The organism is Pontibacter arcticus (assembly GCF_003284895.1).
In the GTDB taxonomy this organism is placed as follows: Bacteria; Bacteroidota; Bacteroidia; order Cytophagales; family Hymenobacteraceae; genus Pontibacter; species Pontibacter arcticus.
The window spans coordinates 21846-43661 of record NZ_QMDV01000006.1 but is presented as its reverse complement, the minus strand read 5'-3'; the positions used below and the strand labels follow the sequence as shown (position 1 = coordinate 43661).

18 protein-coding genes are annotated in these 21816 nt (G+C 45.4%); 2 read left to right on the top strand and 16 right to left on the bottom strand.

Annotation, left to right across the window (positions count from 1 at the left end; all coding sequences use genetic code 11):
- Nucleotides 1-296: 296 nt before the first annotated feature.
- From DP923_RS16075 to DP923_RS16035, 7 genes are all read right to left on the bottom strand, one after another.
- Entirely contained in the window at nucleotides 297-815 is a 519-nt protein-coding gene (locus tag DP923_RS16075) for a hypothetical protein (protein WP_112306916.1), read from the bottom strand.
- Nucleotides 816-1198: 383 nt separating this feature from the next.
- Nucleotides 1199-2140, bottom strand: coding sequence for an ArdC family protein (locus DP923_RS16065; protein ID WP_112306914.1), 942 nt, complete (start codon nucleotides 2138-2140; stop codon nucleotides 1199-1201).
- Between the two features lie 244 nt (nucleotides 2141-2384).
- Nucleotides 2385-2849, bottom strand: a complete 465-nt coding sequence (locus tag DP923_RS16055; protein ID WP_025603952.1) for a JAB domain-containing protein — start codon at nucleotides 2847-2849, stop codon at nucleotides 2385-2387.
- 1153 nt (nucleotides 2850-4002) lie between these two features.
- Complete coding sequence (locus DP923_RS16050) at nucleotides 4003-5124, bottom strand: hypothetical protein (protein WP_112306912.1); 1122 nt, start codon at nucleotides 5122-5124, stop codon at nucleotides 4003-4005.
- Nucleotides 5125-5270: 146 nt separating this feature from the next.
- Nucleotides 5271-5432 (bottom strand): hypothetical protein, encoded by a 162-nt coding sequence (locus DP923_RS16760; RefSeq protein WP_165838219.1) that lies wholly within the window; start codon nucleotides 5430-5432, stop codon nucleotides 5271-5273.
- Between the two features lie 71 nt (nucleotides 5433-5503).
- Nucleotides 5504-6127 (bottom strand): Fic/DOC family protein, encoded by a 624-nt coding sequence (locus DP923_RS16040; RefSeq protein WP_112306910.1) that lies wholly within the window; start codon nucleotides 6125-6127, stop codon nucleotides 5504-5506.
- Nucleotides 6127-6537, bottom strand: a complete 411-nt coding sequence (locus DP923_RS16035) for a hypothetical protein (protein WP_112306909.1) — start codon at nucleotides 6535-6537, stop codon at nucleotides 6127-6129. Before DP923_RS16035 ends, DP923_RS16040 begins: the two co-directional genes overlap by 1 nt.
- A gap of 522 nt (nucleotides 6538-7059) precedes the next feature.
- Here DP923_RS16035 and DP923_RS16025 point away from each other — a divergent pair.
- Nucleotides 7060-7314: a hypothetical protein gene (locus DP923_RS16025; RefSeq protein ID WP_125047765.1), complete on the top strand. Its 255-nt coding sequence runs from the start codon at nucleotides 7060-7062 to the stop codon at nucleotides 7312-7314.
- A 466-nt stretch (nucleotides 7315-7780) separates the two neighbouring features.
- Here the strand turns inward: DP923_RS16025 and DP923_RS16020 are convergent, their stop codons facing one another.
- From DP923_RS16020 to DP923_RS15980, 9 genes are all read right to left on the bottom strand, one after another.
- Complete coding sequence (locus tag DP923_RS16020) at nucleotides 7781-8986, bottom strand: DUF3800 domain-containing protein (RefSeq protein WP_112306906.1); 1206 nt, start codon at nucleotides 8984-8986, stop codon at nucleotides 7781-7783.
- A gap of 78 nt (nucleotides 8987-9064) precedes the next feature.
- On the bottom strand, nucleotides 9065-9754 hold the full coding sequence (locus DP923_RS16015) for a recombinase family protein (protein WP_112306905.1): 690 nt from the start codon (nucleotides 9752-9754) through the stop codon (nucleotides 9065-9067).
- 167 nt (nucleotides 9755-9921) lie between these two features.
- Nucleotides 9922-10764, bottom strand: coding sequence for a tetratricopeptide repeat protein (locus DP923_RS16010; RefSeq protein ID WP_112306904.1), 843 nt, complete (start codon nucleotides 10762-10764; stop codon nucleotides 9922-9924).
- 55 nt (nucleotides 10765-10819) lie between these two features.
- Nucleotides 10820-11455 (bottom strand): hypothetical protein, encoded by a 636-nt coding sequence (locus tag DP923_RS16005; protein WP_112306903.1) that lies wholly within the window; start codon nucleotides 11453-11455, stop codon nucleotides 10820-10822.
- Nucleotides 11456-11688: 233 nt separating this feature from the next.
- Nucleotides 11689-13272 (bottom strand): ATP-binding protein, encoded by a 1584-nt coding sequence (locus DP923_RS16000; protein WP_112306902.1) that lies wholly within the window; start codon nucleotides 13270-13272, stop codon nucleotides 11689-11691.
- Nucleotides 13273-13276: 4 nt separating this feature from the next.
- The gene (locus DP923_RS15995) at nucleotides 13277-15274 is read right to left on the bottom strand and encodes an AAA family ATPase (RefSeq protein WP_112306901.1); all 1998 of its coding nucleotides are present in this window, start codon (nucleotides 15272-15274) and stop codon (nucleotides 13277-13279) included.
- Between the two features lie 5 nt (nucleotides 15275-15279).
- Nucleotides 15280-15495 (bottom strand): DNA modification system-associated small protein, encoded by a 216-nt coding sequence (locus DP923_RS15990; protein WP_112306900.1) that lies wholly within the window; start codon nucleotides 15493-15495, stop codon nucleotides 15280-15282.
- 10 nt (nucleotides 15496-15505) lie between these two features.
- The gene (locus DP923_RS15985; RefSeq protein WP_112306899.1) at nucleotides 15506-17845 is read right to left on the bottom strand and encodes a DEAD/DEAH box helicase; all 2340 of its coding nucleotides are present in this window, start codon (nucleotides 17843-17845) and stop codon (nucleotides 15506-15508) included.
- 2 nt (nucleotides 17846-17847) lie between these two features.
- Complete coding sequence (locus DP923_RS15980) at nucleotides 17848-19821, bottom strand: site-specific DNA-methyltransferase (protein ID WP_165838218.1); 1974 nt, start codon at nucleotides 19819-19821, stop codon at nucleotides 17848-17850.
- A gap of 359 nt (nucleotides 19822-20180) precedes the next feature.
- Here DP923_RS15980 and DP923_RS15975 point away from each other — a divergent pair, with 359 nt between their 5' ends.
- The gene (locus tag DP923_RS15975; RefSeq protein ID WP_112306897.1) at nucleotides 20181-21794 is read left to right on the top strand and encodes a hypothetical protein; all 1614 of its coding nucleotides are present in this window, start codon (nucleotides 20181-20183) and stop codon (nucleotides 21792-21794) included.
- Nucleotides 21795-21816: the final 22 nt, after the last annotated feature.

Here is a 21816-nt window from a genome sequence, read left to right as displayed (position 1 = left end):
TACCTATGAATGGCAGATTTATGAGACTAGGAGAGGGTGTCTCCGGTACCCTATCATTGGAATTGCTTCGTCACTAGAGGAAGCTCAACAGGCCATCATGGATTACTGCTTCATGTGGCGCCCCTCCTACAGACTACTATTGAGAGAAGAATAGTAGACGTACTGCAAACAGAGCGTAGCCTAATAGGTTACACTCTGTTTTAAATATAACAGCCCTTAAAACGGGCTCTATCTAACATGATAGTAGTATAACGCAACGCTCCACACGCTGATATCAAAGAGGTCGGTTCGGGGAGCTAATTATTTTTAATATTACTTACCATAGCATTAATAAACATACTGACTTCTTTCATTGAAAGACCATCAATATCAAAGACTGATACTCTAACGTATGGTTTTCTATTCAGAAAGTCTACCATAATAAATGCAGAACCTGTTGAATTAGAAGGGAAGTTATGGTTTTGAAGCTCTGCTATTTTATCCCTTATCTCCATGATTGCAGAACCTATTTGAGCTCGAGAGTAATATCCAGATTCTGGCTGGCCATATATTTTGCCATTTTCTTTAAAAATATTAATCTTATACTGGTCAGTTACTTCATCATTATCATCTAGTTGTATTTTGAAAACTGACCAGTTTCCGGTTTCACCACATTCCTCACATTGGTGATTCTTGAAGTTGTTCATTTTGGAAATTAACTCATCACGAGTCATTTCATCAATCTTTATCGCCGACCAAAAATTTGTTGTTTCAGGGAGTCTTAAAGACTTACATCTTCTGCAGGCTATTTGATAAATAATATTGTGATAATACATAATTTTTGAAGTTTAAGTATCGCTTAACCATCGAATATAATATATATATAGTTACTATATAAAGAAGTGGGTAGATAATTTCCTGCCCTGCGAAAGTACCAAAACCTTACCCTTCGATTCCAGCGTTTGGGGCGGGTTTCTTCCATAACTGGTGTTATGTTAAAAAAGATAAGATTTAAGAATTATTAAATATTGCAGCTATAGGATGAGTAATCAGCTGAACTCATCCTTGCAATTAACCCAAAGATACTACAGCAAAAGGAATCCCGCCGAAGGCGGGTCGCCATGGCTGAATTTCGACTTCCAAATTTCTGCCATGGCGACCCGCTCAGTATTAAAAATGAAAGATCTTGCCTGGCTCCCAGACAAGATCTTTCTAAAGGCTATGCTGCCATAGTTGTTGCTTGTGCCCCCAGGTTACTTTCTGCCTGTAGGTTCAGGATATAGCTGGCCGCTTTAAAAGCCTTTGTGCTTGCATAGATGATCATGGTCTTATCGTCTTTAAACTTCTTCGCCCATCCCTGCAGGTAAGCCACCGAGTTTTCAAAAACCTCCGCTTTGATACCAGTAAAGGCGTTGAGGAAACTTGCTCCCATTTCGGCTATCAGTTCCTCCTTAGAGTAATTTATGTCGCCAAACCGGGCCGCCTTCTCTTCATCAGCAAAACGGTTAAGCCTGGTTTGATGGCCTGTAGAGTGAATCAGTTCGTGAAACAAAGTCGCGTGATAAGCTTGAGAGGAAACAAAGCTGCTCAGCTCCGGCATCTGTACCGTATCATTAAAAGGCGCATAGTAGGCCTGGGAGCCTCCGTGCAGAACGTTCGGGCGTGGCATAGGGTATTGATCCACCACCTCCTGACAAGCCTCTATTACCTGCAGATCGGTACGCTCATGAACAGAAGGGAGGGCAAACTCGATTCCTTCCACTTGATCAATATTGAATACCGTCCAAATAAAGGGGATAAATCTTCTCTGATACACCTCCTCTGTCTCTCCTGAAGTGCCTTTATCCTCACTAGTATCACTTTTGGCGTAAACTTTCCAGTAGATGATCTGGGTTCCTTTCTCTCCCTTCTTTACATGCCCGCCCAGCTCTTTAGCCTGTTTATAGGTAAGAAAATAGGGCGTCCTAAAGCTTTTCTTATCAGTCAGGTAGTTCAGAAAGAAAGCATTGAAGCCTTCATAATAGCGGCCAGATACATAGTTTTTAGGCAATCCGTAAGATGTCCATGGCTTTCTCCAGAATACCTGGCCTTGTTCTAATTGCTCGATGACCTCATTTGTTACCTGATCTGCCAGTTGAATGAATTTTTGATAAGCGTTCATAACTTTTAGCTTAAGAAGGTTAAACAAAACTTATATTAATATATACTAAATGTATACATTTAGTTACATTTCGTATTTAAAATTTATCCACAAAATAGAGTTTTTATTTCCCCTTATGTTAGCGCTAAATTGCTTGTATGGTATTGTAGAACAGGCATTACTACAGAAAGAAAAAAAGAAAACCCGCCGTCAGGCGGGCCGCTATGGTTGGTTTACAGCCGAGATTTGAAGGAGTAAGGGACTTTTATAAAAGTCCCTCGTCTGCAAAAGAATAATAACCCTCATTGGTAAGGATGATGTGATCTAGAACAGCAATATCAAGTAAGTTACCGCCCTCCTTCACCTTTTTAGTAAGGCTAATATCTGCACTGCTAGGCTTTAAGTTGCCCGATGGGTGATTATGAGCTAAAACGATCCCACTGGCATTGGCCTTGAGCGCAGCGACAAAGATAAGTTTGGGATCTGCCACCGTACCGGCCACGCCACCGGTAGAAACCTCAAATATTCCCAGCACTTTGTTTGCCCTGCTTAATAACATAACCTTAAATTGCTCGCGGAACTGTATGCTGCCCTCATCCCATAGCTGTAGGAAGAAAGTGTAACTGTCTTTAGAACTCGTAATCTGTGGGCGCTCGGAGGGCTTCACCTGGGGATGGTAGCTGAGCTTTACCTCTGCAATCTGGCTGACGGTTGTTGAAGTCTGTTCCATACACACAAAATTTAAAGGGGTTAATATAAAAGATATATTAATATATACGATATGTATACATAAAGTTACGTTGTGTATACATTATTTTTTATACTTTTAAATTAATTTTGGCAGCCCTGTATATGGAATCTTTAGGCTTCATAGCTAGTCATTAAAGCACTGTATATGTTTTATCCTTTTTTGTGAAGAAATTGTGTAATTTTCGCCGCACAAGTCTCTTTCTCTTCCCTTTTGTTAAATCTTTATTGTTCACGAACCCCTCCGACATTTCAAATTACTATCTATAAGGAAGTATATAGAAGTATATATATTTAGTGGCAATACTTGAACGGCTGCACGGATTAGAGCAAATGGGCTGCATTATGGGTGTGACAATACTTGAATGACCTACTACTACTGAGGCAATACTTGAACAGCTTTGGAAAAGCGTGGCAATACTTGAACGGCTTGAGACAATACTTGAGCAGGTAAAACAGCTATTATTGAGGGAAATAGCCAATTTGTGGCGATACTTGAACGACTTGAGACAATACTTGAATGGGTTGTGGCAATACTTGAACGGTTCCGGCTACTGAGGCAATACTTGAACGGCTCTGAAAGAGTGTGGCAATACTTGAATAGTAGATATTCCTTTGGCTTAAGAAGCCATCCATAAGGTAAAAGATCGATTCGATACATTAAACCCGCGGCTTCATATGGCTTGCAGTAACGCAACCTGTCCAGATACCCTCAGAAAGAACACCTGTAGCATGCTGGAGACATTCGCAAGGAATTTCTATCATCATTATTCAAGTGCCTTCATTAAGTCTCTGTACAGTAGAGACAAATCGTTCCTGCGCATAATGTCGATTCTCTCCACATTGCACGTTATAGAAGAATTGACTGCTCAGCTTGTCATACACTACTCCGATAACACTGCCTCTTTGGTCACCTAATCCTGTGAGCGTACCGCTTACTTCTACATCTTCTCCAAGCTTGTATTTTGCAAAAGTCATATCTCATCCATATATTAGATTGGCTCTTTATGTTTCGTATGCGTGGCAATACTTGAATAACAGGCTGGAACTCTTGCTTAAAGTCCTTCTGAGGACAATGTAGGGAGTTTCCATCCGGACTCTAGCTTTGCCCTGCGTGACAATACTTGAACAGCTTTTTAATTATCGTCGGAGAATAGACCTCCCCGAATAAGCTTTTTCGCCATTGCCAATGTGATATCCTTGTTGTGCACCTTAAAGTATGCTTTGCAAAGCTCATTTGCCTTGTGTGTCAGGTCTGCGTCCGAATTAGTCAGCCAACGCTGAAAAGTATCTTTCTCTCCTGTGATCTGGACATGATTCCCATATGTATGTTGGAAAAGATCCCGCATACGCTCCAGCAGAGCAATGTAAAAGTTATGATCCTCCTTCGCCTCCATCACCTCGTGGTATACGGAGAAGTCCAGACTAACCCAGTAGAGCTCCTGGTACTTTTTCGTTGGATCCCCCTGAACAAAGGTGTAGTCGAAAGGCAGCTTTCCCTTCTCCCGAATGTAGTCCAGCACCCTCTTCACACTTTTCTTCTTGAACCGAGGTTCCTCTGACTCAATATGGGCAACCGAGGCCAACAGATCTATAGGCAACTTCGTGATGCGTTTACCTGAGCTAAGCAGCTGGTGACGCGTCTTGTAAAGGAAAATGTACAGGCTCTTGCGCCCGTCGCCGCCACGCCCTTTTCCTACATGCTTATAGCCGTTGGTGTCGATGGTATAGTACCTGCGGAAAAACCCTTCCATAAGCTCATCCGATATTCGGACATCGTAAATCTTGATGGTGTTGGTATGTCTGTCGATGCTAACCTTAATATCCTTGAGAATGGCAAAGTTCTTCAGCTCTATCACCTTATCCTGATGCTTATACTCGTAGGAACGAGAGAAGATGATGTTATTGCTCAGCATGTGGAATAAGGCATAGTCAAAGGTTGTCTCAAACCTGTGACCGAAATATTCCGGCACTTCCGCTTTGGGGTTATTTTTGAACTTGGGGTGCACCTCACATAAAGTCTGCTTGTTACGTCCAGTCTCTTTGCAGAACTCCGAAAGCGTGAACCTCGTGAAACCGAAAAGGTCCTTTTTCATTTTCCTCGAAATGAAGACGATGAAATCTTTCACAATACCGGCATCTTCATCAAAGGACTTCTCAATGTCTCTGATGTTATCGGCTACGCTCCTGTCAATCCTACTCAGGAAGTAGGTCGGATCGCTTAAAAGGGCCTCAGAGGGTTTGTTCTCGTGTTGCATAAGTTACTAAAATACAGGTACGAATTGGCAACTCAGCCACTGGTACAGTCCTTCCTCGTCCTTATAAGGAACAGGTTGGTAAAAATCTTTGGGTAAGTTAAATTTTTTCAAAGTTAACAATGTACAAAATATAAGTCTTTACAGAACTAACCTTTCTCGATTCGGATGCTGTACCCGACCTTCTGCAGCGTTTCCTGGGCTTTGATAAGCCTTGCCAAAAAGGTTTGCCTATAGCTCCCCTTCCCACGGCCAACGCCCTCATCCAGCTCTGCCAACTTCTCCCAGGTAAGGTTTGTCTCCTTAAACATAGCCTTCACCTCTGCGCTGATGTGGGTCTTAGGATCACACGCTGCGCATGTCTCGCCTTGGTTGTTCTCACTCATAGTTTGAACCTGATAGATTGCTTATTTGATAACTCGACAGGCTCAAGGGCCTCCTTAAACAGCGGGTAAAAAGGGGAGGGGCCTTTGTTTCCTGCGGCAAAAGATGCCTGCTCTGCCTGTTGGTACTGCTGTGCCGAAACCTTGCGCCAGTCTATTTCATACCCCGCCTGTCGGGACAAAAGGGAAAAGAAAACCTTTAGTGTTCTGGTGTTTCCCTCGCGGAAGGGGTGAATGGCATTCAGTTCCTCAAAAAAATAAGATCCCTTCAATAGGAACTGCTCCCTATCCAGTCCCTTTAAATACCCCGCTGCCTTCAGCTCCTGGAGTAAGTGGTTGGCATAGGGCTCAATCATACGTGGCGCGGCATGTACAGCATTGCCTTTGGAGATCATCACACTCCGTAGCTCCCCTGCCCAGGGATAGACGGTGCCAAAGGTTTCCTTGTGGATCAGCTGCCAAAGCACTAAATTAAACTTTAGCTGGCTGGGCAGTTTACCAGGCAAAGCCAATACATTATGCCTCCAATGAGTGAGCTCTAATTTGCTTAACTTAGCTGCGTCCCTGATGTCAAAATGATTGATCAGCACACTGGTGCCGGGATAGCAGTACCTGTCGTTCATTACAGATACTTTAAGTTGAACACCTCATTCATCTCCTCAGGCGTAATTTGCCCGTTGATATACAGTTCGTCCAGCACCTTGTTGAGTTCCTCCTCCTCGTAGCCCTCGCAAGCAGCTATGTGGTTTGTCTGCCCGAGTTGCTCCCTCCGTTCCTGGCGAACCTTTTCCGATACCACAGGCCTGTCTCTGTACTGAGATAAAAGCTGCTGTACTTTCTGCTCCCTGACCTCCTGCTGCACTGTCTCCAGGCTTCTGATCAGTCCGTTGAAGTACTCTGCTATAGTTCTGTGATTGCGTTGGTTCGTGGCTTCTATGGCTTTGATGAAGTACATATCGTCCACGTTGCTCTGGTCATAGTTTTCCAGTATGATCGTGGTCCCGTTCTGTAAAATGCCTTTTACTCTGTTCATGCTAACTCAAGATAATGCCTGTACTGGTATACAAAATAGGCTTATCAAATGTAACATTATATTGTTACTTATACAAATTAAATTATCCTTTCACTTCTGTCTCAAATTCCTACATTTTCATAAGACCGCTAATCACTAACATATCTAAACTAGAGTCATCTAAGGCTGGAAGCAGTTCATCAAAAAAGGCACTTTGTTCATGTAAATAAGTTGATGCAAACTAAAGATAGCGGTAAATTATTCTGTTGTTAAATCTAACAGTGATACCATGAACTGTAATTGCATTAGGGAAATCAAAGAGCAGATAGAGCGGGAACTTACTATGAAAGGCAAGAATGTTGTGAAGGTGACTGTGCCAACAGAACTTCTCATATGCGAGAACGAGAGGGGGGTGCAAGAAGTCAAGGCGGTGACATTCTCAGAGTTACACGTTCATCTCAAGGGGTTGGAACAACATCAGCAAGCCATTTTTATACATTGCTACTGTCCGTATTGTGGTACCAAAATTCTGTGATACCAGAGATGCCAAAGATAAAGTTAGGCAAAAACACCCTACCCAAAGACGGACAGCATGTCAAATGGCTGGTATGGATAAATGACGTAGAGGCTATCTGGAAAGAAGGGGAGTACCTTGCAAAAGAGCAACTGTTCATCAGAGGGCCATTTAATGGGAATTACAGTTCATTATTAACCATAAGCGATGAAGACTTCGATTCCGCTTGGCACGTGCTGAGATGGGAGGCTGTGAACAGCAGCATCACAGTGCGAGGTAAGTAAGAAATATTTTCCAAAGGAGGTTTACGGAGACATTTTTATTCTCAAGGAAATATAAATTACATACCCAAAGAGTTGATCAATGTTCTGAAGGTCCGGCAGACTAACTTTATAATAGCGTTATTGAGTTCATACTAATAAAATTGCTTAAAACAGTTATTAAAAGGCAAGCAGACCTGATAGCTAAGACTCTTTGTCAAACCCTACAGTTCCCAGAAACAATGCGAAGAAAGTCTTCCTAATAACAGGAGGGAATCATTGCACCAATAAATCTTAAGCTATTATTAGACCACTGGCATTATACATTATAGTCAAGCATCTAAATAAAAGAAATAAATAATATTTATTATATATAGTTCAATATTTAATGCGTAATAATTATTATTCATTATCTATTAAATATTACTTATGTGCTTTGTCTCTAGTCTTGATGATAGTCACTGAACATAAGTAATTATATTATTGAGCCTTATCTAAACGAAAGGCTTCGCTGAGCCTCCATTAAAGAAGCATGCTTCTCCTTATCCAGTGTTTTGATCAGCTCATGCAAAAGCGAATAAGCAGAGTTTGATTGAAGCAGATCCACCTCCTGCACACTATTCACCATCAACTTTCGGTTACAGATATTGATGCGGTTAAGCATCGGAACAATGCTGTTGAGGTAACGGTTATAGAAGCCAGCAATATCTTCCACGCCGTCAGGAAGCTTATAGCCTGACTTACCTTGGATACTTGCGATCAGCACCCCGTTGTCGCGCAGGTGTTGGACACAAACCCGCAGCTGCTGCTCCGAAAAAGTCGGAAATCTTCTTTTTAGCTTATCGATGATCTCCCGTTTCTCGATGAGGCGGTCAGGAGCGGTGCGGAACATCAGGTACAGGTACTGCAACACGGCAAGCGCCTCCTCCGAAAGGCTGTTTCTGCCAGAGAGTGCCTCTTGTGCGGACTCCGAGGCTATTCTTCGTATAAGGTGGTTCTTCTGCCGGTCTTCGGGAGTAGGGGAGAGGAGATAGTCTGTTCTTTCAAAAGGGAAAAAATCAATGAACGTACGGTCGTGCAGCAGATCGAACAGGGCGGATGCCTTTTCATGGCTGTGACTGGTGCAGTAAATCTTGCCCAGGCAGCCAGAAAGAAAATCTGCCAGCTGCACCAGGGGCTCCTCTGCCTTATCCTCCACCAGGCGATAAGAGCGCTCCGGTGTAAACAGATCCCGTTGGATAACCTTAGTTTCAATGTAATGGTGCAGGCTGCGCCGAAACTCTGGCCAGCCAAGCTGATCGGCATGAATCGAAAAAGCAGTGAAGTTTTTGGGAAACTGCTTGAGAAAGATTCTGTTGAAGTATTTATAGAACACATCATTATAATCAAAACCTGCTCCCTCCAGCTTGCTCTTGTTGATGACCATCCCCAGCACCACAAAGTCCAACTGGCGCAGCTCCCTTAATACCTCCAATCTTTTTCGGAAGCCCTTCTCATCATTGGGGATACGGCTGGACTTGATGGGTTGGCCTTGGAAGAAGCGTTGGCTGATCGTATCCCTTAGCAGCCGGGCCTGCTCCAGCTTCGTCTCATCCAGGAGAACAGCTGTCAGAACAAAATGGGAGAAGGTACCGGCTTTATCCAGGTTTAGGCTGGCGTTTCCGAATTCGTCCAGAAAAATATGTACATGTTGCATAGGAGGAGGATAGGGTAATAACTCTTATGCCACATAAGATACAAAAGATGAAGCACTTTCAATATAAATATAGTAAGCCTAAACTACGCTGGTGAGGGCATCCGTTTGAAGCTGCCCTTGTCGGATGTGAAGCCGCTGAACGGTGATGGCAAAGAACTTCTTCCCCCTGCGGGTGGTGAAGCCATGGCTGTTAAGCCGGTCAGCAATTTGCTGATAGGTCATATCCTTTTCCCGATACATCTGGATCAGTTCCGTGGCCTGTCGGTTGGCTTTGTGCGATGCTGCGTTCTCCTGCCGTATCTGAAGTCCTTTTGTCCTGGCTCCCTGGGTCAGGTTCTCAGGCGTACCCAAGGCAAAGCCCTGTAGCTTCTTTTGCTGGAGCGCGGCTCTGGTCCTGGAGCTGATTAACTCCCGCTCATGCTGGGCCAATACGGCGAAGATTCCGATGGTCAGGGTATTGGCATCGGGCATATCCACAGCAAGAAAGTCCACGTGGCTGTCACGCAGCTTAAAGATAAACCCGGCGTTACGACTGAGACGATCCAGTTTGGCAATCAGCAATTGGGCCTGCTCCCGCTTGGCCAGGGCGATGGCCGCCTCCAGTTCCGGACGGTCGTTGCGCTTGCCGCTCTCCACCTCAATGTGCTCGGCAAGTAGTGTGTCGCCGGGCTTGAGGAAGCCCTTCACCATCTCGCGCTGTGACTCCAGACCCAGCCCACTCTGGCCTTGCTTCTTTGTGGAGACCCGGTAGTAAGCCACGTACTTCATCTTCGCTACTCCTTATTATATAGGTGAAACTCGGGTCAAAGTTAGTTATAACATTTTACAAACGGACATTTATAAAGTGTTATACACAAAAATTCACATAGATAAATGTGTTTTCATTTAAAAACTTGTGAAGCCCAAGAGGGGAGAAGGAGAGCTGAGATACTTTTTCATTTTTCAAATGACACCCCATACTTCTTCACGTGTTGCTCATTTAAGTGCTTGAAATCTGACATATCTTTACTATAGCCATCTGTATCCCCTAGCTTTTCTTTGGCTCTAGCGCTTAATGCATAGGACAAAGGGTGGCTCGGGAAAAGAGAGATTAATTTCGTGGCACCATCCAATGAGCCCTGAAAGTCATTTACTGCGAATTTTGCTTCTGCACAGCTTTTTAATGCACCAAATAGCATGGGCTTGTATGCTGGATCCCGCTTAGCTTTACTTTCTTCTATTTCGATGGCTTTTTCCAAATCTGCAATGGCTTCCTTAAAGTCATATAACTCGGCTTTGGCCTCTCCTCTAAATTGATAGGCATATGAGCTGTTATCATTTAAGGAAATTGCCTGACTGCAATCTTCTACTACACCGGTGTAGTCTTTGGCTTTCTTCTTGATAAGCGCTCTTGAGACAAAATTATCAGATGTGGGAGCAAGCTCTATCACTTTCGAATAGTCATCAATCTGGCCAATAAGATCCCCCAAAAGCCCTTTACAAAGCCCTCTTCTATAAAAGGCGTCTTCTAGCTTTGGATTGAGCTCGATCACTTTTGTATAGTAGATAATTGCTTCCTGATAGTTCTTAATATTGAGTCTGAGATTCTGGGCGTGATTGTTCAACGCCTCGATGTAATCTGGTCTCAACTGAATCGCCTTCAGGTAAGACTCGCTCGCTGCTGTATAATTCCTCTGCTTATACTGTAAGTCATTCCCTTCCTGGAAGTAGTGCTCTGCTTCCATTACATAGCGGTTGCTATCACCCTCTTTTAAGAGTACAAAATCATATATTCCCATGTTTCCTTCAACTATTTCCTAAAAGCTGGCACCCAGGCAAAAGCCGATCTTGTGCCTAATTATCCTCTACTTTTAAGACCTCCGTTTTTTGCTCTTTACAAGCTTGCTTTATTATATCCACAACCTGCTTATACTGCTCATCCCTAACAAACTCAAGTTTAGTCGATGCCAACAGAAAAAAGCCCAGATGGCGAAGCACCTCTGCTTTCATGATCCGCTGCTCAGGGTCATTATCATCCAAGATACCCTCCAGTAGGGCCAAGTTTGTTTTCCATATCCTCTCCTCCCGAGGTGAGTTCACCAAGGCTTTACCTCGGCGTACACGATCATTGAATCTCCACCACAACTGTCTCCTCAGGTATAGCTCATCTTCCTTACTGCGGCTAAGCTTCCTCCTTAGTGCTTTGTCGTAATCCGTAATGGATAGGAACCGCACTGAGGGAATTTCCTTTTCACCGGGAAGCAGAGGCATAGGAAAGTACTCGCCTACTTCTTCCGCTTCATCTATCCAGAACAATTCTTTACAGGCTGGGCACTTAGTGATCTGCGGGAGCTCCGGGAGCATCGGTGCTTCCATCTTTCCATCAGTATAGTAAGCAGCGCCAAAGGTATTGCCAGAGTAAAGGACCTGCTTTTTCATCTGGTTCCCACACTTGGGGCACCTGATAACAATGGGTAGGGAGGGCATCATAACATTCGCATTTTAACCTGGCAGCCAATACTGCTCCAGCTCCCAAAAACACTCCAGATCAAACCGATGTCTAAGGGAACTGATCAACGTGAAATAATCCGCTTCATTAGTTTTGGCTCGACCAAATAAGGGTAGGCTGTCGTATCCTACTATAAAACCGCTTTTATCTCTACTTCAATAGGAACAGGAAAACCTGTTGGCTGCCACTTGGTTAAATTGAGAAATCAGTATTCTTAAATAAGGTGACTTACTTTAATCTTTTTATACTTTTTGCCCATACCAAGCGCAATGGCAGTTGGGTTTTTCAGTAAGATCTCTCCCTTTTGAAGCCCGGATATGGCTTGCTTTATCTCCTGGAACTCACCACCAGACACCCCGAAAAGATCCTTTATAACCCCATCATTAATGGACTGCTGCTTCATGATGAGCGGGTACTGCGCATTGGCATAGAAGTCAAAGTGCTCGCTCTTAAAGCTATCCATGTTCTGTGTAGCAAGTATAATACTTAGTCCTTTGTTACGGCCAACCGCAATCAGGTCACGGAGAGGTTTGTTATCAAAGCCCAGCATGTAATGTGCCTCATCAATGATAGTGAAATGCCGAAGTTCCACCAGGTCATTCTCTACTGCCTGTTTGGGGAGTTTCTCATAAAGCGTATTAAGCTTCGAGATAATGAAGTAAACTATGGCTTTCGCAATAGGTCCCTCCTTTGGAAAGCCATCCATTTTGATAATCAGGCTTTCCTGCACCAGGTCTAGCCGATCCTCTTTTATGAAAAGGTTACTTCGGATCAGTTGTTTCAGCACAGAGCTGATACTATCATCTTCATCCTGCTTTTTGTCGGGGCGTAGGCTATTGTAGGCTTTCAGTATCTGCTCAAAATCAATAGGCGCATTGCCGTTCAATTTGTATGCTTTGATGATAGCCTCTGCCAGGCGGTTGTTCATATTGGCGCTGATACGAGCGCTATCAATGGCCATCAAGGCATTGGATAGTTCGGTAGAGTAGAGGTTGATCTCATTTTGTGTCTTACCCCTAAAATCTTTAAAAGGGTTGAAGGGTAGGGGAGATACGATAGGGTCCAGGATAGCTGTTCTGTCCACCTCAAAAAGCTGCAGCCAATCGTTGTTGGCCGGATCCGAAAACTCTCCTTTATAGTCGAAGAGCAGGAAATTAACCGGATAAGAAGTATCGATGGAAATAGAGCGGAGCTCGTGGATTAGCACCGCCAGTGTATTGGATTTTCCAGAACCGGTGGTGCCCGCAATCAAAATTTGCGTGTTGGCAATATTAGTTGAGTTAAGGTCCAAATGCGCCTCCAAGTCGTCCTCGTAATGGCCGATGTGTAGGCTTAGGCTTGGGATACTGCCATAGGCGTTCTGGCTATTCTGGTTTACTTGTGCGTTTAGCCAGTTGTTCAGGTTATCTCCGTGAAGCAAGAACTCCGCTCCGCGCTTTACCTCATAGTTCACAATTTTGCGCATCGTGCTGGGGTTCTCAATATCAATATCAGTTTGCTGATACCGCAGCTTGAGCACCGCCGACCACAGGGGTTGTAAGTTGTTACGCTGAAAGACCGTGTCATGCATGGTGCCGTTGGCAGTCAATTTCATGTCCAGTATTTCCTGCTCTTCGCGTTTGTCAGCCATTGAAAGGCCTGCGATGAAGCTGACACGCAGCAACATGTTCTGAGAGATTGACACAGCTTTCTGCTCATGCCACTTCTTTAGGCTAACCTGCTCCTCCACACGCTCTTTTAAGCTGCCTAAAAGCTCATGGATGCCTTCCGCTATTTTGATGTTATTAAATAAGATCATGGCCTTAGTCCTCTATTGTTTTCCCAAAGTAACCCTCTGAAATCTGCGTACACTGCTCTTCCCTGTCCCGCTGCAGCGTAAACACTTTCGAAACATAAGCCTCAATTTTAGCCAGATCCTTTTCAGGACGTATTTCGCTGTCGGAGCTCAGAAGGATTGTCTGGTGTGAAAGCTGTGGGAAGTAATTCTCCAGTAGCGTGGTGCGGCTTGTCTCGTCCAGTACGCCCATCACCGTGTCTATCATCACAGGCGGGTCGTAGTCACCGTATTCGTGCAAAGCTTTGAGTAGTACCTGTACCACTACTTGTTTCGAGGCAGTGTTCAGTTGATTTAGGTATATCTCGTTGCCAGCCTTGTGGTAAATTTTAAAGGTAAGGTCTTTCAGATTTTCCGATAGCTCTACTCTGTCAACCACATCACGGTAAGCGGCCAGGTTAAGGTTCAGGTCGTTTTTCATCTTTGCCTCAATCTGCTGCTTTTTAGCCTTTAGTAACTGGTTAGCCGTATCCTCAAAGAATGGACGTAGCTTTTGCAGGGTATCATATTTAGGGTCAGGCTCATGGCCCGTTTGGATGTCGTATTGGTGCAGGCGCTTTTCTATCTGCTTCAGCTCATCGCTTAGTTGTTTCTGTTGTAGCTCAAGTTGCTTGATACGGCCTTCGTTGTCTTCGTAGTGCTTCAGTAAAGTATAGTCGCTTCCGGCAATCTGCGCCTTCATTTGCTCAGCCTGGGTTTGAAACATTTCTATCTGAGGTATAGAAAGGTTTAGTTCGAGCTGCTGCTGAAATAGCGCGGGAAATGGGTTTTTATAAGGATTGTTAACCAGTTGCTCCAACGACTTAAGCTCTGACTGCTCCAGAAATCCATATTCGTTGTTTTCCGGGCTTACTTTTTCAGATGCCATCACATATCTCACCAAATCGCTGACAGACAGCGAGTGGGCCCATAGCTCCTGTTGCTGCAGGTAGTCGGCTACTTTGGACACAATTTTCTCAACCAGTTCGGGACTCGCCTTTTTACTAGGCTGCTCCGATTCAGTGTTCTTCTTAAAAATAAGCGCTATTTCCTGCTTCAGCGATGCTGCCAGCTTCGGAAGCGCCACATGAGACTCTATGTTTTTGACAAACTCATCTACCTCCGAGTGGTACAGGCTTTCCTTCCGGAGAATGGATTCCACCTGTGCCTTCGCCTGTTCAATTTTGCTTTTAAGCGTTTCTTCCTGGTTCATGCCTGTCTTCAGGCTCTCGTAGAGGTGTTTATTACTCACCGAATACTCCAGGGCCTGCTCCAACTGCTCCTGTAAACGCTGCCCCTCAGCTTCCTTTGCTTTCTTCTGCTCCAGCAGGGTCAGGTATTCCTTTTTCTCGTTCTCTATTTGCAGGCGCTGAGCGGTATACTGCTGTAGCAGGTTTTCAGACGCTCTGGACAGGCTCATGTATTTGTTAAAGCCCATCACGTTTTCGATGTTCTCCCGAATCACCCGGTTTAGCTGATCTTCCTTCAGCAGGTTCCCAGCCTCCATGGCATCAAACAGGAAGTATCGGCTCAGTTCTTTAGGGAGGTTGGCCTTGATGATCTTGTTTACCTGGGCTTCCTGCTCCATACGCTGCGCATAGGGGGTAGCCGTGCCGTATTGGAAAATGCTGCCGTTCATGTTCAACTTCACACTCTCTACTGGCTTCCCTTCGGGATTCAGGGCATAGGTGCGCGTGAGCACATACTGTTGCTCCTGGTTGATTACCAATCCGCTAAAGTGCAGTTCCAACGTAATACGCTCTTCCTCTTTGCCGATAGCACCGGCATTGAGCAGCTGTTTGAACTCTGTGGAGGTATTGATGTGCAGGCCGTACAGGGCACCATAAATAGCCTCGAAAAAAGTGGTTTTACCGCCTCCGTTCGCTCCCCCTATCAATATGATAGGCCTGTCTGGCTGCACAGCTATGTTCAGGTCCAGGTTGAGGTAGGTTTTATAGTTGCGGGCTTTGATACGCTTGATGAGCATGGCTTCTACAATTTAGCTAAGGCTTTCTCAATGATTTTCTCAATGGCTTTTTCGTCCATCTCCTTATTGCTGATCTTGCGATCGTGGAAGCTTTTGAGAACCTCCTCCTTCACCCAATCGAAATCGAGCTGATGCTCAGTACAAAGGGCTTCTATCATGTTTACATCCTCTTTGCGGATGCCGTAGTGCACAAATGTGGTATCTAATCCTTTTCGGGCCATCAGTTTAGGGTTATGCCAGTTCGGCAGGGTTTAAGAAATTCCAACCAGTTAAGTCATTTGTATCTTCTATTCTGTTGGAGCAGTACCGGAAGGTTATCACGCCGCCAAGCTCTTCCCGTATCAGGACACCACCAATAAGCTGGCGAGCTGGGTTGGTGGCATTTTCCTGCTCCATGTACGCCACCAAGGCATTGTGCTTGTTGGGGGCCTCCTGATCAGATCTTCTTGTTTTGGTGTCGAACAGGCCGATCTTACCAGACTTGAACTTGACGATGAAGTCCACATAGAACAGGGCGAGCTCCCCCTGTAGGTTGGTGTAAGGCACCGCAAAGTGCTCTTTCCCCTGGTCACCGTTTTTGTACCACCAGTCTATATTATTAGCATGCTGTGCCAGAAAATCTTTGAATTGCCGCTCCGGATCGGAGGCGTTTATGTACTCAAAGAAAGGCTCCAGGGCATGGTGCACCGCATCCGCGTGCACGTAAACCTCGCTGTAGTAGCGTAGCTCCGGCACTTCCCAGGCTTTAGTTTCCACCCGGCGATGCTCGTTTCCTCGTGCGGCCTGCCAAGCCTCAAAACGTTCGAGCGCCTGCGCAATGAGTGGCACCAGCAGGGCTTTGTTTTGCGGGTACAGGTAAAACTTGCGGGCATCCGTTTCAAAAAGCCCCAGGTAATACTCGGCGAAGTGCAGGAGTGTTTCGCGAAGCTTTTTCCAGCTCTTGGAGCGGTTCAGGCGGGTGATGTTGTCGTAGCAGAAGCGGTCGAACATAGTCTTGAACTCGGCCACGGTAATGGCAAAGCGCTGCACCTGGTTTGTCTCCAGCACAATAGCGTTGACCTCGTAAGGGTCCAGCTCAATATCGGTGGGTATTATGATCTGATGCTCATCTATATCAAACTCCCAGAGGTTCTGCCGGAATGCCTCCCTGTTGAGCAAAGTCTGCTGCTCAATCTGCTCCGCTGCCTGGGGCGTGAACAGGTCTAGGTCGGGAAGTTGCCTTACCCCAAAACGCTGCGCCATCAGGTTAAAGAACACCGTCTCAAAAGCAGAGCTCAGCACACCTTTGGATGGACGGTCGTTGATGATGGTAGCCGAAGCAAGCGTGTCAAAAAGCATATTTTCCTGTTTTACCCGCTCGGCATACTGCGGCAGAAAGAAATCGGCATCTGCAGGCACCAGGTTGATGCGGCTGCTCTCGATGTTGGTGTACACGTAGCCGTAGTTCAGATCGTCGTGCTGGTAATGGCGCTGGTGCGGCATACGCAGGATGCGGCCTACTGTCTGCACCCCAAAATCCGGGCTCTGCACGGTGCGATAGCTTACCAGTACGGCAGCACGCGGACAGTTCCACCCCTGGGCAATTGCTTGCTTAAAGATCAGCACATCCTGAAATCCGTTGGGCTCTTCTAACCCGTCTTTGTCTTTCTCGCCAGACAGCCACACAGCCAGCCTACCGTTGGAGGTACTGATACCATACTCCATGTCGAGCAGCCCCACCAGTGTGTCGCGTATAGATTTGTCTTCTGCGCTGAGGGAGGCGTTGTCGGAGGGGAGCTGAATGAGCAGGAGCGGGTTTAATTTGTTCGGCCCCAACTCGGCTTCATACAGCTCTTTGAGTTCTTCCTTCTTAGCCATAGCAGTGCGCAGCAGATGCACGTGCACGTTCTCGCCATTTTGCTGTTCGGGATCCAGGCCGATATTCAGGCGCACACCCTTTTTAATCATCTGCTCGTTTACCACTTCCTGCCGTGAGATAAACACGCTGCGCTGCGGGCGCGTGGCCGGTGTGGCCGTAACCAAGATTTCTATCTCCGCTTTGATGAGACGGCGCACCTGCACGGCCTGAGCTCCTGTAAAGGCGCTAAGGTGTGCTTCGTCAATCACCAGTATAATTTTAGTGCCGTTGGCACGGGTTTTCTCCAGCAGGGTTTCCAGGTTGGTGCTGGTCTCGTTCTCACGTCGCCATATTTTCTTCAGGCTGTCTACGCTGCTCCAGTTCACGAAGAGCAGGTCTTTGGGGTGGAGCACCGGACTGGCACTCAGGTTGCTCAGGTCGATGCAGTTGAGCTTGCTGGTATCGGCGTAGAGCTGCTGCAGGCTCTGGAAACTCTGGATGTGCAGCGTGTTAGGCGCAAACCAAATAAAGGCTACGTTGTCGTGCAGGCCGGGCTGCAGGGGCAGCTCATCGGTGAGCCGCTCCAGGAAGGAGGCCATCATGACGGTTTTGCCGGAGCCGGTAGGGGCCTCTAAAAGTATAGGGACTTGCCGGGCAGGCTGTCCCAAGGCCTCATAGGTATGGGAAAGCAATTTATCTACGGCCTTCTCCTGAAATTCTTTAAGGATATACATGCTTAGGCTTCGGCTTGGGTGGTGGCAAACAAATCTGCTTCGGCAGCCTCGACTACCGGTGCGGTAGGAGACTTTCTATCCAGCTTCAGTACCCGGAAAGTGGCTTTGTAGGCATTGTAAATAGCCTCTGGTAGCGGCACTGCCTCTATTTTGTCGGCTACCTCCCAGAAGTCTTCGGCCAGTGTTTCTTTCTCAGGACTGAAGGCATAGAGGCGCACAGGCTCAGCCAGGCTTTGCAGGCCTTTGATGTAGCCTATAAGCTGCTCGCATACTTCGGTTTGCTGGCGGCTGTGGTATACCACTGTCAGGTGCTTGCCTTTGCCGTTGCTGAACAGGCGGCATTGTGCCGGGTTAAAGCCGTTGGCCTCCGTTAGATCGATATAGCAGTCTTCTTTGATGCAAAGTAGCTCGGTGCTGTGCTGGGTAAGCATACGTTTATGAGGCTCAGTAACCATGCTTGGTACAAAGCCGCTCTTGTAGTAGCGAAGGTTGTTTTGGGTGAGCCCCGCCACCTCCTGGCCTTTAGAGTTGGTATAGCCTTGTATCACGCGCCTATTACGCTCATAGGTTACCTCCTCGCAAATGTTATTCTCGTTATTTGTAACAAGTATACATTGCCGCTTGCCGCCGTCTTCTGCGTTGAGCTGCATGGTAGCGTGCAATGTGGTGCCAGAACCTGCAAAGAAGTCAAGGATGATTTTGGGATTAGGATGGATTGCCTGTAAAAAGTATTTTGAGGCGCTAACAGGCTTTGGGTATGGAAATTCGATTTCTAAAGTTTTAAATAACTCGTCATCGCTTGAACCATTATTATATATCGAGGGTGTATTCTCGAATAAATTCTCTTCTAATAAATACTTTCTTCTTGGTTGTGTACTTTCATCATCTCCAAAAAGGATAAGATTTCTTTCGAGCAAACTTTCCATTGTCTTTGAAGGATTCCTCCACCCCCTCGAAGGAACAGGACATGCTCTTCTTGTAATTGGATGGGTTAATGGAATGTAATAATCATCTGGGGCTTGTTCTTTATTTGGCCAAGCCATCGACACAGATTGATATACAAAGCCGTTTTCGTCAATAAACTTATATGCTTTCTCACCTCCAGAAAAATCTTGTCGGTTAAGCCAGGATTGAAATTCTTTGTTAACAAGCTCTAAATCATAAGTGACTTTAAAATCATCAAGAGCTTCCTTAGAAAAGTTGAAGGGTTTTATTACTTCTTTTATGGCATCAGGAATTTCAGTTTTGCCAATTTTTGAATATAGTTTCTTCGCTTTATTAAGTATTTGTACAGCGTTAGGTTTTGACCTACTTAAAGCATTTTCAAGCGCAGTAAATGATTGCTTATCTTTTGCATATATGAGGACATATTCGTGCATCGTAGCAACTCCCTTAGCATCACCTTTGGGATTTTGCTTATTCCAGATAACAGCACCTAAAAAATCCTCTTCTGAAAATATCTCTGTCTCCAATAATAAGTTTAGTGCATCAAATTCATTTTCATCAATATGAATTACCATTACACCTGTTTTACTTAGTAACTTCTTGGCAATACTTAATCTTTTGGAGATAAAATTCAGCCATAAAGAATGTTTGAAAGGGTGGTCTTTCAAAATCCACTTATCATTATAGCGAAATTCGTTTTCCTTTCCGGTGTTGTAGGGCGGATCTATATAGATGACGTCTACTTTACCTTCGTGGGTAAAGGTAAGAGCCGTTAGGGCGTGCAGGTTATCGCCTTCTATGAGGATGTGGTTGGGGTGCTCTTCTCCGTTTACAATAGCTTTCGCTGCTACTTCCTCCAGTACAGGCAAGTGCTGGCGTAGCTGTTCCTCCACTGCCTCAGGCTTGTCTTCCCATACCAGTCCGTACTTTTTCTGGTTCAGCAGGTCAATTAGGTAGCTGCGCTCTTCGGTGCTCAAGCTTTCCAGGCTTTTGAGTTTGTTTATCAGCTTGTGTTTCTCTTCTTTTCTCATCAGGTATGTCCAACTTCTCGGTTTCCGGCGGGCTAGCCGGTAGCGGTAAATAAGTTTATGTTTTAGCAAGTATAGCCAGTGCCCAAGGCAGTAGCCCATGTTGCACCATCTGTTGCCAAATATAATGAATTATAAATGTTTTAGGGCTATGGGAGGTTGAAGTGCTTGGCTAAACCTGCAGTAAAGTTCTCCAGAGGCATTTCTTATATAATTACAGCTACTATGTACTAAGATGAGCAGTTTAAAATGAAACAATCAAAATTTTATATATAATAAATATAACATATTTTTGCAGTACAATTTAAATTGGCTGCTACATAGGCTCCATCTGATTGAAAACAAATCTTAATAAATACATAATGGTAACAAGAAAGCTTACGGCACTGGCACTCTGCTGCCTAGCCCTGTTCTCTAGCTGCGACAAAGACGACAGCAGCGCAGAGGTGGAGCAGCTCGAGAAAGAGCTGATCGCGGAGAAAGGGAAAACAGTTGTGGATCTCAGAAAAGAGGGAGACAACCTCATCATCGTTTACAGCAATGGCACAACCAGCACAGTCCCTTACACTGATGCCATGAAAGGCAACATCGGTGGGCAAGATGGTAAAGACGGTGTTGGCATTGAAAGCATCACCTACAACGAAGAAACCGGTATGCTCACCATTAAACTCACGAATGGAGAGGTAACTGCGTTTAAAATTACCGCCAATGGCACTGCATGGGATGCTGTGCTGGTGGGAGACACCAACGGCAGTCTGTTTATTACGGAGGCTTTAATGGGCTCTGTGCCAGTTTTGAAGGCTGAATACAATGACGCTTACCAGCTGACATACCTGGAGAGTAACCGCGCCGTGGATATGCAGACACGCAAAGCGTTTGATCTGACCAAAACTTATACTAACGGCACTCTGGATAAGCTTACGCTTAATAAGTATGCAACAGAAGACATAAAGGATCAACATGCCTACGAGTATGTATCAGAACGTTACAATACTCAGGTAACTTTTGCAGCGTTCAAGCAATACACCTTTAAAGAACAAAACGGAGACGGGACATTTGCATTCTACATGTATGATGGTGAGCGCAACGGGGAGCACCGCTATAGGAAATATGCCAAATGTATTTCCGTTCCGTCAAGTAGCGCAGAATATGATACATATGAGGTAATAAGAAAGCATAGCGACACCGAGTACTATTACTATCAGAGTGCTCACTCATCTTCAGAAGAGAGAATTTATGCCCTTAACCACATCATTACCATCCTGCCAGATGTGGCAGCCGGTGATCTTAGAGCCTCGGTTGTCAGTGATGTGGAAACAGACTCTCAAGGCCGCGTTATCAAAAGTTATGAAGGCAGCGCTGAAGGAAGCCAGTCGACTAAGTACATCAGCTATGAGTACAATGCCGCAGGCCTGGTAAAGACCTCAAAAACCTATCTGAGGAATGCACAGGGCAACTGGAGCACAACTGGGGAGATTGATAGCTATACTTATAATGCCGAGAATCGACTTACCTCAGTTACTCGCACCTTCACAGATGGTTCCACAGCAGAAGTGCAAAAAGCGGTATACGACAGTAATGGCAACCCGACAGCAGTTTGGGCATGGCAGCCAGCGGTGTATGACCATAGCTGGAAACTAGATGTCCCTACCGGACAGTGGGTGCCAACATCCAAACTAATCCGTGCAGCGGGCTTACACAAAGTGGCTGATATCGAGTACGAAACTGCTTATAAAAACTTCTTGGGTAACACCATCACAGCGCTGGTACCTGAGCTGGAAGGCTACAGAATTGTTAATGCTATTAAACGAGTTACTGTACCTAACTCCTACACGTTCGCAAACATAGAGTATAAGGATTTTAATGAGAATGGCTATCCGCGTAGAATGAAGATGGACGCTTCATACATTGAATCTGATGACACCTTCAGTATAAACTATGAGGTAGTGCTGAATTACAAAGTGAAGAGCAAGTAGCAATTAATAAAAGATGCCCTCT

Excerpts from the sequence above, each read along its gene's own strand:
- DP923_RS16075 (WP_112306916.1), bottom strand. The coding sequence starts at position 815 with ATGTATTATCACAATATTATTTATCAAATAGCCTGCAGAAGATGTAAG.
- DP923_RS16065 (WP_112306914.1), bottom strand. The coding sequence starts at position 2,140 with ATGAACGCTTATCAAAAATTCATTCAACTGGCAGATCAGGTAACAAAT.
- DP923_RS16055 (WP_025603952.1), bottom strand. The coding sequence starts at position 2,849 with ATGGAACAGACTTCAACAACCGTCAGCCAGATTGCAGAGGTAAAGCTC.
- DP923_RS16050 (WP_112306912.1), bottom strand. The coding sequence starts at position 5,124 with ATGCAACACGAGAACAAACCCTCTGAGGCCCTTTTAAGCGATCCGACC.
- DP923_RS16760 (WP_165838219.1), bottom strand. The coding sequence starts at position 5,432 with ATGTTTAAGGAGACAAACCTTACCTGGGAGAAGTTGGCAGAGCTGGAT.
- DP923_RS16040 (WP_112306910.1), bottom strand. The coding sequence starts at position 6,127 with ATGAACGACAGGTACTGCTATCCCGGCACCAGTGTGCTGATCAATCAT.
- DP923_RS16035 (WP_112306909.1), bottom strand. The coding sequence starts at position 6,537 with ATGAACAGAGTAAAAGGCATTTTACAGAACGGGACCACGATCATACTG.
- DP923_RS16025 (WP_125047765.1), top strand. The coding sequence starts at position 7,060 with ATGCCAAAGATAAAGTTAGGCAAAAACACCCTACCCAAAGACGGACAG.
- DP923_RS16020 (WP_112306906.1), bottom strand. The coding sequence starts at position 8,986 with ATGCAACATGTACATATTTTTCTGGACGAATTCGGAAACGCCAGCCTA.
- DP923_RS16015 (WP_112306905.1), bottom strand. The coding sequence starts at position 9,754 with ATGAAGTACGTGGCTTACTACCGGGTCTCCACAAAGAAGCAAGGCCAG.
- DP923_RS16010 (WP_112306904.1), bottom strand. The coding sequence starts at position 10,764 with ATGGGAATATATGATTTTGTACTCTTAAAAGAGGGTGATAGCAACCGC.
- DP923_RS16005 (WP_112306903.1), bottom strand. The coding sequence starts at position 11,455 with ATGATGCCCTCCCTACCCATTGTTATCAGGTGCCCCAAGTGTGGGAAC.
- DP923_RS16000 (WP_112306902.1), bottom strand. The coding sequence starts at position 13,272 with ATGATCTTATTTAATAACATCAAAATAGCGGAAGGCATCCATGAGCTT.
- DP923_RS15995 (WP_112306901.1), bottom strand. The coding sequence starts at position 15,274 with ATGCTCATCAAGCGTATCAAAGCCCGCAACTATAAAACCTACCTCAAC.
- DP923_RS15990 (WP_112306900.1), bottom strand. The coding sequence starts at position 15,495 with ATGGCCCGAAAAGGATTAGATACCACATTTGTGCACTACGGCATCCGC.
- DP923_RS15985 (WP_112306899.1), bottom strand. The coding sequence starts at position 17,845 with ATGTATATCCTTAAAGAATTTCAGGAGAAGGCCGTAGATAAATTGCTT.
- DP923_RS15980 (WP_165838218.1), bottom strand. The coding sequence starts at position 19,821 with ATGAGAAAAGAAGAGAAACACAAGCTGATAAACAAACTCAAAAGCCTG.
- DP923_RS15975 (WP_112306897.1), top strand. The coding sequence starts at position 20,181 with ATGGTAACAAGAAAGCTTACGGCACTGGCACTCTGCTGCCTAGCCCTG.